The following is a 15,051-nucleotide window of genomic DNA, read 5'->3' as shown; positions in this document are numbered from 1 at the left end:
TGCTCATGGCAAAACTGCTCAAGCCCGTGCTGATGCTGTCTGTGCTGTTCCTGGCAGGCTGCAGCAGCCTCAATCCGATGAACTGGTTTACCGCCCACCGCATGGATATCCAGCAGGGCAACTACGTGACCGAAGACGCCGTTGCCCGCGTCAAGCCGGGAATGAACCGCTCGCAGGTACGCTTCCTGCTGGGCACCCCGCTGCTTACCGATATCTTCCATGCCAACCGCTGGGACTACCTGTACCGCATTGACCGGCCAGGCAAGCCGGCAGAGGAAAAGAACCTGGTGGTGTACTTCAACGGCAATGACCAGGTAGAACGCGTTGACGGCCAGGCCTTCCCGGCACTGCGTCCGCAACTGGAAGCCAGCAATACGATTGGACAAGTCAAGCAATGAGCACCCTGAATGTCGTTATCGTCGGCGCCGGTGGCCGCATGGGCCGCACGCTGATCGAATCCGTTCTTGAAACCACCGGTACCAAGCTGCACGCTGCACTGGAGCGCGACGGTTCTCCGTTTATCGGCCAGGATGCCGGCCTGTTCATGGGCCGGGAAACCGGCGTCAAGATCAGCAGCGATTTCAATGCCGCACTGGATGGCGCCGACGTGGTGATCGACTTCACCCGTCCGGAAGGGACGCTGCAGCATCTCGCCGGCTGCGTCGCCAACAATGTGCAGCTGATCATCGGCACCACCGGTTTTGACGATGCCGGCAAGGCCGCCATCAAGGCTGCCGCCGAAAAAATCGGCATCGTGTTTGCGGCCAACTTCAGCGTGGGGGTGAACCTCACCTTCAAGCTGCTGGACATGGCAGCGCGCGTGCTGAACGAAGGCTACGACATCGAAATCACCGAAGCGCACCACCGCTTCAAGGTAGATGCACCATCCGGCACTGCTCTGCGCATGGGCGAAGTGGTGGCCGAAGCACTGGGTCGCGACCTGAAACAATGTGCGGTCTACGGCCGTGAAGGCGTAACCGGCGAACGCGATCCGGGCACCATCGGCTTTGCCACCGTGCGCGCCGGCGACGTGGTCGGCGACCACACCGTGCTGTTCGCCGCGCTGGGCGAGCGTGTGGAGATCACCCACAAGGCCTCCAGTCGCGCCACTTTCGCCAATGGTGCGGTACGTGCCGCCAAGTGGTTGTCAGCCAAGCCGCACGGCCTGTTCGACATGCAGGACGTACTTGGCCTGCGCTAAGCCTGCCCGATGACCACCCGCTCGTGGTTATTGTTACTGGCCAGCCTAACCGGGCTGGCCAGTGTCATTTCGCTGTTCGCCGGCCACGATGCCGCCAGCAGTGCCTCCGCCCTATTGCAACTGCCCGGATTTGATCCATTACAGCGCATGCTGCTGCTGGAGCTGCGCCTGCCGCGCATCGTCAGCGCCGCCGCAGCCGGTGCGTTACTGGCTTGTGCCGGTCTGGCGATCCAGGCGCGCTTCCATAACGATCTGGCCGAACCGGGCCTGATCGGCATTTCCGGTGGTGGCGCACTGGCTGCGGCGCTGGCGTTGGCCGCCGCCTGGCCGGCGCAACTGGTCTCCGTGGCGGCTTTTGCCGGCGCCACCCTGGCCCTGCTCGCCATCCAGTTGCTGGCCCACGGCCGCTCCGCCGCCAAGCTGCTGCTGGCGGGCGTCGCCGTCAATGCACTCTGCGGCAGCCTGCTCACCCTACTGATCACCACGCTACCGGATAACGGCCTGCGTAATGTCACCTTCTGGCTGATGGGCAGCTTCTCTGGCGCCAGCGCAGGGCAAGCCATGCTGCTGCTGACGGCAGCCGGGTTGATTGCCTGGCAACTATGGCGGCAGGCACCATTTCTGCAAGCCTTGCAGCTGGGCGACCGTGCCGCGTTCTACAGCGGCTTCAACGTTGGCCGCGAAGGCTGGCGAACCGTGTTACTGGCAACACTGGCCTGCGGGCTGGTCGTAGCGCAATGCGGTATGGTGGGGTTTATCGGCCTGATGGCGCCACACATCCTGCGCCGCCTGATCGGCCTGCAACTGCGCGCGCTGTTGGTGCTGACCCCGCTGGCCGGGGCGCTACTGGCAGTGCTGGCCGACCTGATTGCCAGCCAGGCACTGTATCCGGCCGAGTTGCCGGTGGGCGTGATCACCAGTATGGCCGGCGCACCGTTCTTTCTCTACCTGCTGGCCAGACAGCGAGGTGCACATGCTTGAAGCACGCGCTGTCAGCCTGCGGCAGCCGGCATATCTGGAGCGTGTCAGCGCCGCGCTGCCGGAAGGGGCGCTCAGCGTCATCCTGGGGCCGAACGGCGCCGGCAAAAGCACTTTGCTACACCTGCTGGGCGGTGCAATCCGCCCGCTAAGCGGTGCGATATGGCTCGACCAGCAGCCGTTGCCAGCACTGTCTGCAGCACAACTGGCACAGCACAGAGCACTGGTCGAGCAGCAACCGGCCCGGCCGGCCGGCATGGCGGTAGCCACGCTACTCACCATCGGCGTAGCCGGCAGCAATCCGGGCGCAAGGCAGCAGGCGATCGACTACACCTGCATCCATGACCTGCTGCAGCGCGACTGCGCCACGCTGTCCGGCGGCGAGCTTGCCCGCGTCCATCTGGCCCGCGCACTGCACCAATTGCTGGCCAGCCCCGCTGCGGCACGCTATCTGCTGCTGGATGAACCCACCGCGGCGCTGGATATCGGTGCGGCCAACCTGCAATTGTCCAGCCTGCGACAGATCGCCCGCCAACATGGCATCGGGGTGATCGCGGTATTGCACGATGTCAACCTGGCAGTCCAGCACGCAGACCATGTGCTGCTGCTGAAAAACGGCACGGCCATGGCCTGCGGCAGCGCCGAGCAAGTACTGCAGCTGCCGATGCTGCAAGCGCTATACGAATCGCCACTGCGCGAACTGCGCGATGCGAGCGGCTGCCGCGCCTTTATCGCCACACAAGCATAGGGCCTCCGCGAGTGGATAGCGCCAACAACAAGGCCGGGCATTGCCCGGCCTTGTTGTTGGTCATGCGGCCAACCTTTACGCCATTGCCGGCACTTCCGGCTTCACCTCAAAGTGCTGCTGCACGGTACCGTCGGCATCTGCACTCTCCAGCCGGACATCAAAACCCCACAATCGGGCGACGTGCTTGAGCACCTCCTGTGCGCTGCCATCGTCCAGCGGTTTGCGGTTGTGCCGCGTATGCCGCAGCGTCAGGCTGCGGTCGCCACGCACATTCACCGACCACACCTGGATGTTCGGCTCGCGCGAGCCGAGGTTGTACTGCTCGGAAAGCATGGTGCGAATGCGGCGGTAGCCGGCGTCGTCATGGATAGCGGCCACCTCCAGCTTGTCATCCTGGTCGTCGTCGCGGATGGCAAAGAAGCGGAAGTCGCGAATCAGTTTGGGCGACAGGTATTGCGACACGAAGCTTTCGTCCTTGAAGTTCCTCATCGCGAACTCCAGCACCGGCCGCCACGGTTGCCCGGCAATATCCGGGAACCACTCGCGATCCTCTGCGGTGGGGTTTTCGCAGATGCGGCGGATGTCCTGGTACATATTGAAACCGAGCGCATACGGGTTGATGCCGTTGTACCAGCGTGCCGTCACCGGCGGCTGATACACCACGTTGGTATGGCTTTGCAGAAACTCCATCATGAAGCCATCGGTGACCAGCCCTTTCTCGAACAGCCGATTGAGGATGGTGTAGTGCCAGAAGGTCGCCCAGCCTTCGTTCATCACCTGGGTCTGGCGTTGCGGATAGAAATACTGCGCCACCTTGCGCACGATGCGCACGATTTCACGCTGCCACGGCTCCAGCAACGGTGCGGACTTCTCGATGAAGTACAGGATGTTTTCCTGCGGCTCGGCCGGAAAGCGCGGTGCGGCGCGGTTGCTATCGTCGCGCTCGCGCCGCGGAATGGTGCGCCACAGATCGTTGACCTGCGTCTGCAGGTACTGTTCGCGCTCGTGCAGCCGTGCCTGCTCTTCTGCCAGTGACAACTTTTGTGGTCGCTTGTAGCGGTCCACGCCGTAATTCATCAGCGCATGACAGGAATCCAGCAACTCTTCCACCGCCTCGATGCCGTAGCGCTCCTCGCAACGGCTGATGTACTGCTTGGCGAACACCAGGTAATCGATGATGGCCGAGGCATCGGTCCAGGTGCGGAACAGGTAGTTACCCTTGAAGAAGCTGTTATGACCATAGGCGGCATGGGCGATCACCAGCGCCTGCATGGTCATGGAGTTTTCTTCCATCAGATAGGCAATGCACGGGTTGGAGTTGATCACGATCTCGTACGCCAGCCCCATCTGGCCACGCTTGTAACCTTTTTCGGTGGAGACAAAGTGCTTGCCGAAACTCCAGTGGTGATAATTCACCGGCATGCCCACCGACGAGTAGGCGTCCATCATCTGCTCGGCGGTAATGATCTCCAGCTGGTTGGGATAGCAATCCAGCTGGAACTCGTCGATGGCAATCTCGCGAATCGCCTTGTCGTACTCGTTGATCAGTTCGAAGGTCCATTCGGACCCGGTAGAGATGGGTTTCATGCGCTGCCCTCCCCTTGCTTGCCGCGGCCAACCTTAGCGGGTAGCCGGCTGCCGTTTGAACAGTTCGCGGAACACCGGATAGATGTCGGCCGGCGTACGGATTTTCTGCATGGCAAAGTGTTTGCTCTGTTCGGCCACTTTCAGGTACTCGTACCACAGATTCTGCGGCTCGCCCTCGGTGATTTCGATGTAGGCAAAGTACTGGCACCACGGCAGCAATTGCTCCTGCAGGATACGGCTGCAGTTGGCCGAATCGCTGTCCCAGTTATCCCCGTCAGACGCCTGAGCAGCATAGATGTTCCACTCGCTGTTGGCGTAGCGTTTTTTCACCACCTCCGCCATCAGGTTGAGCGCGGAAGACACCACCGTGCCGCCGGATTCGCGCGAGTGAAAGAAATCGTGCTCGTTCACCTCCACCGCACTGGTGTGGTGGCGGATGAACACCACCTCTATCTTCTCGTAGTTACGCTGCAGGAACAGGTACAGCAGGATGAAGAAGCGCTTGGCAATATCCTTCTTGCCCTCATCCATCGAGCCGGATACGTCCATCAGGCAGAACATCACTGCCTTGCTGGTCGGCTGGGGCTGCTTCACCCGGTTGTTGTAGCGCAGGTCAAACGGGTCGATGAACGGGATGCGGTTCACCTTGTCGCGCAGGGCATGAATCTGCTTGCGGCGCTCGCGCACCTCGACGCCGTTGTCCTCATCGGACTCCAGCAGGGTGTCCAGGTCTTCTTCCGCCTCGCGCAGTTCACGCAACGTCGGCGCCCCCAGCGCCACCCGCCGTGCCAGCGCGCCACGCAGACTGCGCACGATGCTGATATTGGCCGGCGTACCGTCATTGGTGTAACCGGCGCGCACCGGCTTCATTTCCTCGATCCCCATCAACTGGGTCTTGATCAGGTTGGGTAGCGCCAGATCCTCGAAGAACACGTTCATGAACTCTTCGCGCGACAGCTGGAACGCAAAATCGTCCTCGCCCTCGCCCTCATTGCTGGCCTTGCCGCCACCGCCGCCACCGCCGCCACCTTGCGGCCGGTTCAGGCGATCGCCTTCAATGAACTCCTCGTTGCCCGGGTGCACATGGTCGGCCACCCCGCCCCGCCCGTGATGGAAGGCCGGTTCGGAAATATCCTTGACCGGAATGGATACGCTCTCACCGTTTTCGATATCGGTGATGCTTCGCCCCTTGATTGCCTTGCCGACCGCTTCCTTGATCTGGGCTTTGAAACGCCGCAGGAAGCGCTCGCGGTTGACGGCAGACTTGTTCTTGCCGTTCAGTCTTCTGTCGATGATATGCGACATGCTTGCCTCCTAGCCTGCTGACGGCGAAACCGGCAGCGGTTGGCCGCACGCTGCGGCCAACCTGCTACCAGCAACTCAGGACGACTTGCGCACACGCAGATACCACTCGCACAGCAGCCGTACCTGCTTGGGCGTGTAGCCCTTGACCACCATACGATTGACAAAGTCTTCGTGCTTTTTCGCCTCGTCGGTACTGGCCTTGGCATTGAAGCTGATCACCGGCAGCAGTTCTTCCGTATTGGAGAACATCTTTTTCTCGATCACGGTGCGCAGCTTTTCATAGCTGGTCCACAGCGGATTCTTGCCGGCATTGCTGGCACGCGCCCGCAGCACGAAGTTGACGATCTCGTTGCGGAAGTCCTTCGGATTGGAAATCCCTGCCGGTTTCTCGATTTTCTCCAGTTCGGCATTCAACGAGTTGCGATCAAAGCTCTCGCCGGTGTCCGGGTCGCGGTACTCCTGGTCCTGAATCCAGAAGTCGGCGAAGGTCACGTAGCGATCGAAGATGTTCTGTCCGTATTCGCTGTAGCTTTCCAGATAGGCGGTCTGGATTTCCTTGCCGATGAACTCGACGTACTTCGGTGCCAGATACTCCTTGATGAAGGTAAGGTATTTCTGCTCCAGTTCTGCCGGAAACTGCTCGCGCTCGACTTGCTGCTCCAGTACGTACAGCAGGTGTACCGGGTTGGCCGCCACCTCGGTGTGGTCGAAGTTGAACACTTTGGACAGGATCTTGTAGGCAAAGCGGGTGGAAAGTCCCTGCATGCCCTCATCGACACCGGCAAAGTCGCGGTACTCCTGCAGCGACTTGGCTTTCGGGTCGGTGTCTTTCAGGTTCTCGCCGTCGTATACCTGCATCTTGCTATACAGGCTGGAGTTTTCCGGGTCTTTCAGCCGCGACAGTACCGCAAACTGCGCCATCATCTTCAGCGTACCCGGTGCGCACGGCGAACCGGCCAGCGAAGAGTTGCTCAGCAGCTTGTCGTAGATGCGGATTTCATCCGTCACCCTCAGGCAATACGGCACCTTGACGATGTAGATACGGTCGAGGAAAGCCTCGTTGTTCTTGTTGTTGCGGAAGTGTTTCCACTCGCTTTCGTTGGAGTGGGCCAGGATGATGCCCTCGAAAGGAATGGCACCAAAACCCTCGGTTCCCTTGAAGTTGCCTTCCTGGGTGGCCGTCAGCAGCGGGTGCAGCACCTTGATCGGCGCCTTGAACATTTCCACGAATTCCAGCAAACCCTGGTTGGCCAGACACAGGCCACCGGAGTAGCTGTAGGCATCCGGATCGTCCTGGGCGTAGCTTTCCAGCTTGCGGATATCCACCTTGCCCACCAGCGAGCTGATGTCCTGGTTGTTTTCGTCGCCCGGTTCGGTCTTGGCAACCGCAATCTGCTTCAGCACCGACGGGTAGCGCTTCACCACGCGGAACTGGCTGATGTCGCCGTTGAACTCGTGCAGGCGCTTCACTGCCCACGGACTGGGAATGGCGCGCAGGTAACGGCGCGGAATGCCGTACTGTTCTTCCAGGATCGGGCCATCCTCGTCGTAATTGAACAGCCCCAACGGCGACTCGTTTACCGGACTGCCCTTGATGCAGTAGAACGGCACCCGCTCCATCAGCTCTTTCAGCTTTTCGGCAATCGACGATTTACCACCGCCCACCGGCCCCAGCAGATAGAGAATCTGTTTCTTCTCTTCCAGCCCTTGGGCCGCATGACGGAAGTAGGCCACCACTTGTTCGATGGCTTCTTCCATGCCGAAGAACTCGCGGAATGCCGGATAGACGCGAATCATCTTGTTGCTGAAAATGCGCGAGAGGCGCTGGTCGTGACGGGTGTCGATCACCTCCGGCTCGCCAATCGCCATCAACATGCGCTCGGCGGCGGAGGCATAGGCCATCGGCTCGCGTTTGCACAGTTCGAGGAACTCCTGGATGGTGTATTCCTCTTCGCGGGTGCGATCGTAACGGGAAGCGTAGTGACTGAAGATGTCTTGGGTCATGGCGTCGCCCTCCTGGTGGAGGCAAACGAGACCCTGGCACTGGTGAGATTGCCGTGCCAGATCCCCCTTGCCAAGTTGTCAGCTGTCGCGGAAAAGCTGTTCTTTGATTGGGTATAGCACAGCAAAAAAGTGCAAGTAAGAAAAAGCCGACATTCCGTCGGCTTTTTTATTGGCAGGGCAATTATTTCATGGTCATTTTTTGCGCTGCAGGATGCGGGTACCGATCTCGTACAGTCTGCCGCGCTCGACCTCGTTACAGCGTCGCACCTCTACCGTGGCTTCCAGCGGCCGCATCGGCACATTGCCGACCCCGGGCACGATGACCACCACATCCAGCCTTTCTCCGTGCTGCGGCACGTAGGAACAGCGGATAGCCAGACCGTCTACCGACAGATCGACACACTCGCCGTAGTGCGTCTCGCCGGTGTGCAACGACTTGAACTTGGCACGACACCCCATGCGCATGCGGCGGCCAACGCGGCGATCCTGGTATTGGGTTTCAAACGGTTTCACCGGGCAGTTTCCCCTGTTGCCATGCGGCCAACCAGTGCAGGCCGACGATGGTCTTGCTATCGGCGATAGTGCCATCCAGTGCCATCTGCTGCACCTCGTCACGATCCAGCAGCATCACCTCCAGAAACTCGCCCTCGTCCAGCTGCCGCGCCTGCTGGCGCAACCCGGTGGCCAGGTAGTAATGGATGACTTCGTCGGCATAGCCGATGCATGGCCAGGCCTTGCCCAGATATCGCCACTGGCTGGCGGTAAAACCGGTTTCTTCCAGCAGCTCGCGCCGGGCGGTTTCGTGTGGCGGTTCCGCCGGATCGATCTTGCCTGCCGGAATCTCGATGAATTCCCGCCCGGCCGGATAGCGGTACTGCCGCTCCATGACCAGACGATCATCATCGGTCAGCGCCAGAACAGCCACCGCACCCGGGTGGCGGATGAATTCTCGGGTAGCCACCTTGCCATCCGGCAGCTCGACTTCATCGCGCGTCACTTTCAGAAAGCCGCCACTGAATACCTGTTCGCCACGAAGTTTTTTCTCAGTCAGATCCACGCTCTATCTTTCGGTGTTGCCATTGATGTTGCACCGCCAGCCGCCAACACAGCATGACAGCAAGGTAGCCAGCCAAAGCCAGCGCCAGGCCAAGTGCCGGCACGCCCAGCAACAGGGGCTTGCCGTATTGTGTCAGCCAATGCAGCAACTGTGGCCCCCAAAGTGCAATGTCATGCCACGCGCCGTCCGGCATGACCGGCATTGTAGCGGTCGCCTGCTGTCCCAGTAACAGCAAACCGAGACGGAAAGCCAGAAAGTACAAAGGCAGATAGGTAAACGGGTTGGTGTACAGGGTACAGATCAGCGCCACCGGCAGGTTGATGCGGAAAAGCAACGCCAGCAGCCCAGCGGTCAGCATCTGGGTCGGCCCCGGCATCAGGCCGGAAAACAGCCCCACCGCCACCGCCTTGGCCACGTTGCGCCGCTGTACGCTCCACAACTGCGGGCGATCCAGATAGGGCTGCAGAAAGCGCAGCAGCGGCTGCTGTAACCAGCCGTGAGCGATATGCATCTTGCCGCGCACCCAGCGTTTCAGTTTTGCCATGCCCTCTCCACCAGCGCACCCCGGAAAAGCAGGTTGCAAAAAACTCCGGAATAATTTAAACAGTCGTTTGATTTATTCTGCCACGACGAGCAGGACACCGCGGCCGCCCACCCGGCCAACACGAGGAAACCCGACCCGGCCAGCCGCCGGGCCGCGCATCAACACCGGAGACCATCATGCCTGCTTATAAAGCACCGCTGCGCGATTTTGATTTTGTCCTCAACGAGCTGATCAAAGTTCAGGACATCCTGCCCTCGCTGCCGGGTTACGAAGAGGCCAGCCAGGACATCTTTACCTCCTACCTGGAAGCCGCCGCCCAGTTCTGCGAAAACGAGCTGGCACCGTTGAATCGGCAGGCCGACGAGGAAAGCTGCCAGTTCGATGCCGCCACCAAATCGGTCACTACCCCGGTAGGCTTCAAGGCCGCCTACCAGCAGTATTGCGAGCTGGGCTTTCCGGCGCTGGATTGCGACCCGGCCTACGGCGGTCAGGGCATGCCCAAGTCGCTGGCCTTCCCGGTGATGGAAATGCAGTGTGCGGCCAACGTGGCGTGGTCGATGTACCCGGGCCTGTCGCACGGCGCCTACTCCGCCATCCATGCCCACGGTACCGACGAGCAGAAAGCCACCTATCTGCCAAAACTGGTCGATGGCAGCTGGACCGGCACCATGTGCCTGACCGAGCCGCACTGCGGCACCGATCTGGGCCTGCTCAAATCCAAGGCCGAGCCGAACGGCGACGGCAGCTACACCATTACCGGCACCAAGATATTCATCTCCGCCGGCGAACACGACCTGTCCGACAACATCATCCATCTGGTGCTGGCGCGCCTGCCGGATGCGCCGAAGGACGTGAAAGGCATCTCGCTGTTCATCGTGCCGAAATTCCATCAGGACGGCAGCCGCAACAGCGTGTACTGCGGCAGCCTGGAACACAAGATGGGTATCAAGGCCAACGCCACTGCGGTGATCAACCTCGATGGCGCCAAAGGCTGGCTGATCGGCGAGCCGAACAAGGGCCTGGCCTGCATGTTCACCATGATGAACGCCGCCCGTCTGGGCTGCGGCATGCAGGGTCTGGGCATCGGCGAAGCCTCCTATCAGGGCGCGCTGGCCTATGCCCGCGAGCGCCTGCAGATGCGCGCGCTGACCGGCGCCAAATTTCCGGAAAAAGCCGCCGACCCGATCATCGTGCATCCGGACGTACGCCGCATGCTGTTGACGCAGAAAGCCTACACCGAAGCCGGCCGCGCGCTGTCGGCACTACTGGCGCTGCAGCTGGATATCGAGGACAAGCACCCGGATGCCGACGCCCGTGCCGATGCTGCCGACCTGGTAGCGCTGCTGACCCCGGTAGCCAAGGCGTTCATGACCGATAACGGCTACACCGCGGCCAACATGGGCATGCAGGTATTCGGCGGCCACGGCTTCATCCGCGAGTGGGGCATGGAGCAGCTGGTGCGCGACTGCCGCATTTCGCAGATCTACGAAGGCACCAACGGTATCCAGGCCATCGATCTGCTGGGTCGCAAGGTGCTGATGGACCAGGGCGCCAAGCTGCGCAAGTTCAGCAAGCTGATCCACAAGTTCTGCCAGGCCAATGAAGGCAATGCGCAACTGGCCGAGTTTGTCGGCCCGCTGAGCAAGCTGCTGAAGGAGGCCGGCGAGATCACCATGGGCATCGGCATGGCGGCGATGCAGGATCGCGATGCAGCCGGCGCCGCGGCCACCGATTACCTGCGTCTGATCGGTCACCTGACCTATGCCTGGCTGTGGGCACGCATGGCCGAGGTGGCCTACGCCAAGCTGGAAGACGGTGCCGATGCCTTCTATCAGGCCAAGATCACCACCGCCCGCTTCTACTACGCCAAGCTGCTGCCGGAAGTGGAAGCGCTGAAGGTGAGCATCAAGTCCGGCGCCCAGCCGCTGATGACACTGCAGGACGAGCACTTCGCGTTCTGAGCCGGCTGATACGGCAAACCAGACGGCGCCCTTGCGGCGCCGTTTTTCATGACCACTCCCCGCGCGGCCCATGATCTGCGGCCAACCTTTTCGCGGCCAGCAGCAAGGTTTATTGCTCGCCCTCCTCGCCGCGCAGCCGGCGCAGCACCGCTTGCAACTGCTCCTCGGCCGAGCCTTCCGGCTGCTCCAGCCGCAACAGCTGCAAATGCAGCAGCAGGTTCTCCAGCACCAGCCGCGCGGTGGACAGCATGTAGATCAGCTGGCACTCCTCCGGGCTGGCTTCGGCCTGCAACGCCTCGTCCCGCTGCAGCAGATCCAGCATCACCAGCCGCCGCAGCTGCTCCTCGTCCATCGGCAGATCGGCAAAATCCAGCGGATCGCCCTGCTCCACCTCCTGCAACAGTTGCAGCATCGCTTCCAGCCCCAGCTTCATGATGCTTCTCCCGGTTACCTTCTGAGTGTAGCCGGCAAAAACAAACCCCGTGCCGAGGCACGGGGTTGCTGGGTTGGCCGCATGACGGCCAGTACTTAATTGCGGCCGTGGCAGGCCTTGTACTTCTTGCCGCTGCCGCACGGGCACGGATCGTTGCGGCCAACCTTGTCACCTTCGCGACGCAGGGTCACCGGAGCCTGTTCCTTGGCGCGCCAGTAGCCGTACACCGCCAGCATCGCGTCTTCGAACTCGCTCTTGAAGCTGTTCAGTTCGCTCTCGCCGAACTGCAGCAGCGCCGCCTCGCCATCTTCGCCGTCGAACATGCCGCCCAGCGCCATCACCGGCATCAGCAGGTCTTCGAAACCTTCGTCGTCGGCCGCTTCGAACCAGTCGGTCGGCACCACATCCAGCGCGTACATGAAGGCATTGCACCACGGGCGGAAGTCGGCCTCTTCACCGCCTTCTTCTTCGTACAGCACCAGCTCCGGCAGATCGCCATCGGCCATGGTCTCGGCAATGGCGTCGTAGAACTTCTGCAGCAGCGCGCGGACTTCGGCTTCGTTCTCGGCATTGTCGAACGCCGGCGCATCGCCCAGCACTTCCGGCAGCCAGGTATCAATGTCCAGGCGATCCGGGCCGCACACCAGCGCGCAGAAGAAACCCTGCACTTCATCCGGACGCATGGTGGTGCCGGCCTGCGACAGCGGGGTCAGCAGCAGTTCCAGGCGGGTGAGGTCGGCCTCGTCGAATTGGGTCATGATCAATCTCCATCAAGAATGGCGCGCATTGTAGCCGATCGTTCCAGTTTAGTCGGCTTCCGCCATGCTAGCCGCCGCACAAGTCATCACGATGACCATAAAAAAGCCCCGCGGGTGCGGGGCAGTCAGGGACAACCGGCCTGCTCAGGCCGTCTTGCTTTCTTCCAGCCCCAGCTTCTGCTTCATCTGCTGGCGCATCATGAACTTCTGGATCTTGCCGGTGATGGTCATCGGGAAGCTGTCGACAAACTCGATATAGCGCGGAATCTTGTAGTGGGCGATCTGGCCGTCGCAGAAGGCACGGATCTCTTCCACGCTGCAGCTTTCGCCGTCGCGCAGGCGGATCCACGCGCACAGCTCCTCGCCGTACTTGGCATCCGGCACGCCCACTACCTGCACGTCCTGCACCTTGGGATGCCGGTAGAGGAATTCCTCGATCTCGCGCGGGTAGATATTCTCGCCGCCGCGGATCACCATGTCCTTCACTCGGCCAACGATGTTGCAGTAGCCATCGGCATCAAGCACCGCCAGGTCACCGGTATGCATCCAGCCGGCCGCATCGATCGCCTCGCGGGTTTTCTCCTCGTCGCCCCAGTAGCCGAGCATCACCGAGTAGCCGCGCGTCAGCAGCTCGCCGGTCTCGCCGCGCGGCACGATGCGGCCCTCGACATCGACGATCTTGACCTCGACATGGGGATGGACGCGGCCAACGGTGGCCACTTTCTTCGCCACTGGGGTATCGGTTGCACTCTGGAAGCTGACCGGACTGGTTTCGGTCATGCCGTAGGCAATGGTGACCTCGGCCATGTGCATCTGCGCCACCACCCGTTTCATCACCTCGATCGGGCACGGGCTGCCGGCCATGATGCCGGTACGCAGCGTGGACAGGTCGAACTCGGCGAAACGCGGGTGATCCAGCACCGCGATGAACATGGTCGGCACGCCGTGCAGCGCGGTGCATTTTTCTTCCGCCACCGTCTGCAGCACCGCCAGCGGCTCGAACGCCTCCGACGGGAACACCATCGCCGCGCCGTGGGTCAGGCAAGCCAGCACCCCCAGCACCATGCCGAAGCAGTGGTACAGCGGCACCGGGATGCACAGCCGGTCGTGCTCGGTCAGGCGCATCGCCTCGCCGACGAAAAAGCCGTTGTTGAGGATGTTGTGATGGGTCAGCGTGGCGCCCTTGGGGCTGCCGGTGGTGCCGGAGGTGAACTGGATATTGATGGCATCATCGAATTGCAGTGTCAGCCCCACCTCGGCCAGCGCCTGGCGTTCGGCATCGGTCGGTGCCGCCAGCAGACTGTCGAAGTTGAGCATGCCGGCGGTGGCCTCGCTGCCGAGGCGGATCACCCAGCGCAGCGATGGCAGCTTGGCTGCCTGCATTTCACCCGGTGTGCTTGCGGCCAACTCCGGCGCCAGATCATTCAGCATCGCCAGGTAATCACTGCTCTTGAAGCTGGGCGACAACACCAGCGCACGACAGCCCACCTTGCCCAGCGCGTACTCCAGCTCGCTGCGACGGTAGGCCGGATTGATGTTCACCAGCACCAGTCCGGCCTTGGCAGTGGCGAACTGCATCAGCACCCATTCCACATTGTTCTGCGACCAGATGCCGATGCGATCGCCCGGCTGCAGCCCCAGCCGGCGCAGGCCGCACGCCAGCCGCGTCACCTGCTCGCCGAACTCGGCATAGCACCAGCGCACGCCCTGCTGGCGCACGATCAGCGCATCACGGTCGGCAAAGCGCTGGCAGGCCGCATCAAAGAACTGGCCGATAGTCTGGCCGATCAACGGCTTGTCGCTGCCGCCGTGCACATAACTCGGGTGTTGTGACATGGTGAGGTCTCTCCGCAGTGGATGCTGTTGTCTTTTGTCGGCAAACTTACTATTACGTTAACGTAAACTCAAGCACAAGACGGGCAGTCGCGACAAAAAACGCTACAATCGCCACAGACCATCAGGAAGCACCATGAGCGAAGAACGTCTTTTCACCATTTCCGACCTGGCGCGCGATTTCGACATCACCCTGCGCACCATCCGTTTTTACGAAGAACAAGGCCTGATCGAGCCGCAGCGTGAAGGCCGCCAGCGGCTGTTTACCCATCGCGACCGGGCGCGACTGAAGCTGATTCTGCGCGGCAAGCGCATTGGTCTGGCGCTCTCCGAAATCCGCGAGATTCTGGATCTGTACGAACTGGCGCGCGACGAAGCCAGCCAGTCGCTCAAACTGCTGCAGCTGCTGTCCGACCGCAAAAAGCAGCTGGAAGAACAGCGCCAGGATATCGATGCGGTACTGGCCGAGATCGACACGCTGGAAAGCCATTGCCGCCAGGTCATCGACACCATGACCGGCAAGGAAACCACAGCCTGACAGCAGTCATGCCATCCGTGAGGATGGTTCTGTCACCACCTATTGACGTTAACGTAAGCGTAAGTCAACATTAACCATCATCGGTGCAAAAAGCAGCTATCAAG

The 15,051-nt window shown here is 61.3% G+C and carries 15 protein-coding genes; 6 read left to right on the top strand and 9 right to left on the bottom strand.

The window, feature by feature from the left end; all coding sequences use genetic code 11:
* Nucleotides 1-5: 5 nt before the first annotated feature.
* Genes HU218_RS15485 through HU218_RS15470 form a run of 4 tightly spaced genes read left to right on the top strand, consistent with a single transcriptional unit; the run spans nt 6 to nt 2,927 of the window.
* Nucleotides 6-398 (top strand): outer membrane protein assembly factor BamE, encoded by a 393-nt coding sequence (locus HU218_RS15485; protein WP_174875839.1) that lies wholly within the window; start codon nt 6-8, stop codon nt 396-398.
* On the top strand, nt 395-1,201 hold the full coding sequence (gene dapB / locus HU218_RS15480; RefSeq protein ID WP_174875838.1) for a 4-hydroxy-tetrahydrodipicolinate reductase: 807 nt from the start codon (nt 395-397) through the stop codon (nt 1,199-1,201). Before HU218_RS15485 ends, dapB begins: the two co-directional genes overlap by 4 nt.
* A 9-nt stretch (nt 1,202-1,210) precedes the next feature.
* On the top strand, nt 1,211-2,182 hold the full coding sequence (locus HU218_RS15475) for a FecCD family ABC transporter permease (protein ID WP_174875837.1): 972 nt from the start codon (nt 1,211-1,213) through the stop codon (nt 2,180-2,182).
* Nucleotides 2,175-2,927, top strand: coding sequence for an ABC transporter ATP-binding protein (locus HU218_RS15470; protein WP_174875836.1), 753 nt, complete (start codon nt 2,175-2,177; stop codon nt 2,925-2,927). Before HU218_RS15475 ends, HU218_RS15470 begins: the two co-directional genes overlap by 8 nt.
* 75 nt (nt 2,928-3,002) lie before the next feature.
* Here the strand turns inward: HU218_RS15470 and HU218_RS15465 are convergent, their stop codons facing one another.
* The 6 genes from HU218_RS15465 to HU218_RS15440 form a co-directional block, all read right to left on the bottom strand.
* Nucleotides 3,003-4,514 carry a SpoVR family protein gene (locus HU218_RS15465; protein ID WP_174875835.1) on the bottom strand — a complete coding sequence of 504 codons (1,512 nt, stop codon included), beginning with the start codon at nt 4,512-4,514 and terminating at the stop codon, nt 3,003-3,005.
* Between the two features lie 33 nt (nt 4,515-4,547).
* Nucleotides 4,548-5,819 (bottom strand): YeaH/YhbH family protein, encoded by a 1,272-nt coding sequence (locus HU218_RS15460; protein WP_174875834.1) that lies wholly within the window; start codon nt 5,817-5,819, stop codon nt 4,548-4,550.
* Nucleotides 5,820-5,894: 75 nt separating this feature from the next.
* Nucleotides 5,895-7,823 (bottom strand): PrkA family serine protein kinase, encoded by a 1,929-nt coding sequence (locus HU218_RS15455; protein ID WP_174875833.1) that lies wholly within the window; start codon nt 7,821-7,823, stop codon nt 5,895-5,897.
* A gap of 192 nt (nt 7,824-8,015) precedes the next feature.
* Nucleotides 8,016-8,336 (bottom strand): PilZ domain-containing protein, encoded by a 321-nt coding sequence (locus tag HU218_RS15450; RefSeq protein ID WP_246211274.1) that lies wholly within the window; start codon nt 8,334-8,336, stop codon nt 8,016-8,018.
* Complete coding sequence (locus tag HU218_RS15445) at nt 8,323-8,880, bottom strand: NUDIX domain-containing protein (protein WP_174875831.1); 558 nt, start codon at nt 8,878-8,880, stop codon at nt 8,323-8,325. Before HU218_RS15445 ends, HU218_RS15450 begins: the two co-directional genes overlap by 14 nt.
* A complete protein-coding gene (locus tag HU218_RS15440; RefSeq protein WP_217450845.1) occupies nt 8,867-9,424 on the bottom strand; it encodes a DUF2062 domain-containing protein in 558 nt (185 codons plus the stop codon). The genes HU218_RS15445 and HU218_RS15440 overlap by 14 nt, the downstream gene beginning before the upstream one ends.
* A 176-nt stretch (nt 9,425-9,600) precedes the next feature.
* Here HU218_RS15440 and HU218_RS15435 point away from each other — a divergent pair, with 176 nt between their 5' ends.
* Nucleotides 9,601-11,385 carry an acyl-CoA dehydrogenase C-terminal domain-containing protein gene (locus HU218_RS15435; protein WP_174875830.1) on the top strand — a complete coding sequence of 595 codons (1,785 nt, stop codon included), beginning with the start codon at nt 9,601-9,603 and terminating at the stop codon, nt 11,383-11,385.
* Between the two features lie 109 nt (nt 11,386-11,494).
* Here the strand turns inward: HU218_RS15435 and HU218_RS15430 are convergent, their stop codons facing one another.
* The 3 genes from HU218_RS15430 to HU218_RS15420 all read right to left on the bottom strand — a co-directional run bounded on the left by HU218_RS15430 (nt 11,495) and on the right by HU218_RS15420 (nt 14,412).
* Nucleotides 11,495-11,818, bottom strand: a complete 324-nt coding sequence (locus HU218_RS15430; RefSeq protein ID WP_174875829.1) for a hypothetical protein — start codon at nt 11,816-11,818, stop codon at nt 11,495-11,497.
* A gap of 95 nt (nt 11,819-11,913) precedes the next feature.
* The gene (locus tag HU218_RS15425) at nt 11,914-12,576 is read right to left on the bottom strand and encodes a YecA family protein (RefSeq protein ID WP_174875828.1); all 663 of its coding nucleotides are present in this window, start codon (nt 12,574-12,576) and stop codon (nt 11,914-11,916) included.
* A gap of 144 nt (nt 12,577-12,720) precedes the next feature.
* Nucleotides 12,721-14,412 (bottom strand): AMP-binding protein, encoded by a 1,692-nt coding sequence (locus HU218_RS15420; RefSeq protein WP_174875827.1) that lies wholly within the window; start codon nt 14,410-14,412, stop codon nt 12,721-12,723.
* Nucleotides 14,413-14,545: 133 nt separating this feature from the next.
* On the opposite strand from HU218_RS15420, the gene HU218_RS15415 reads away from it, so the two are divergent.
* Nucleotides 14,546-14,947, top strand: coding sequence for a MerR family transcriptional regulator (locus HU218_RS15415; RefSeq protein ID WP_174875826.1), 402 nt, complete (start codon nt 14,546-14,548; stop codon nt 14,945-14,947).
* Nucleotides 14,948-15,051 lie beyond the last annotated feature (104 nt).

Source organism: Vogesella oryzae, from assembly GCF_902829295.1.
Taxonomy (GTDB): Bacteria; Pseudomonadota; Gammaproteobacteria; order Burkholderiales; family Chromobacteriaceae; genus Vogesella; species Vogesella oryzae.
This window is presented reverse-complemented; position numbering and strand designations above follow the sequence as displayed.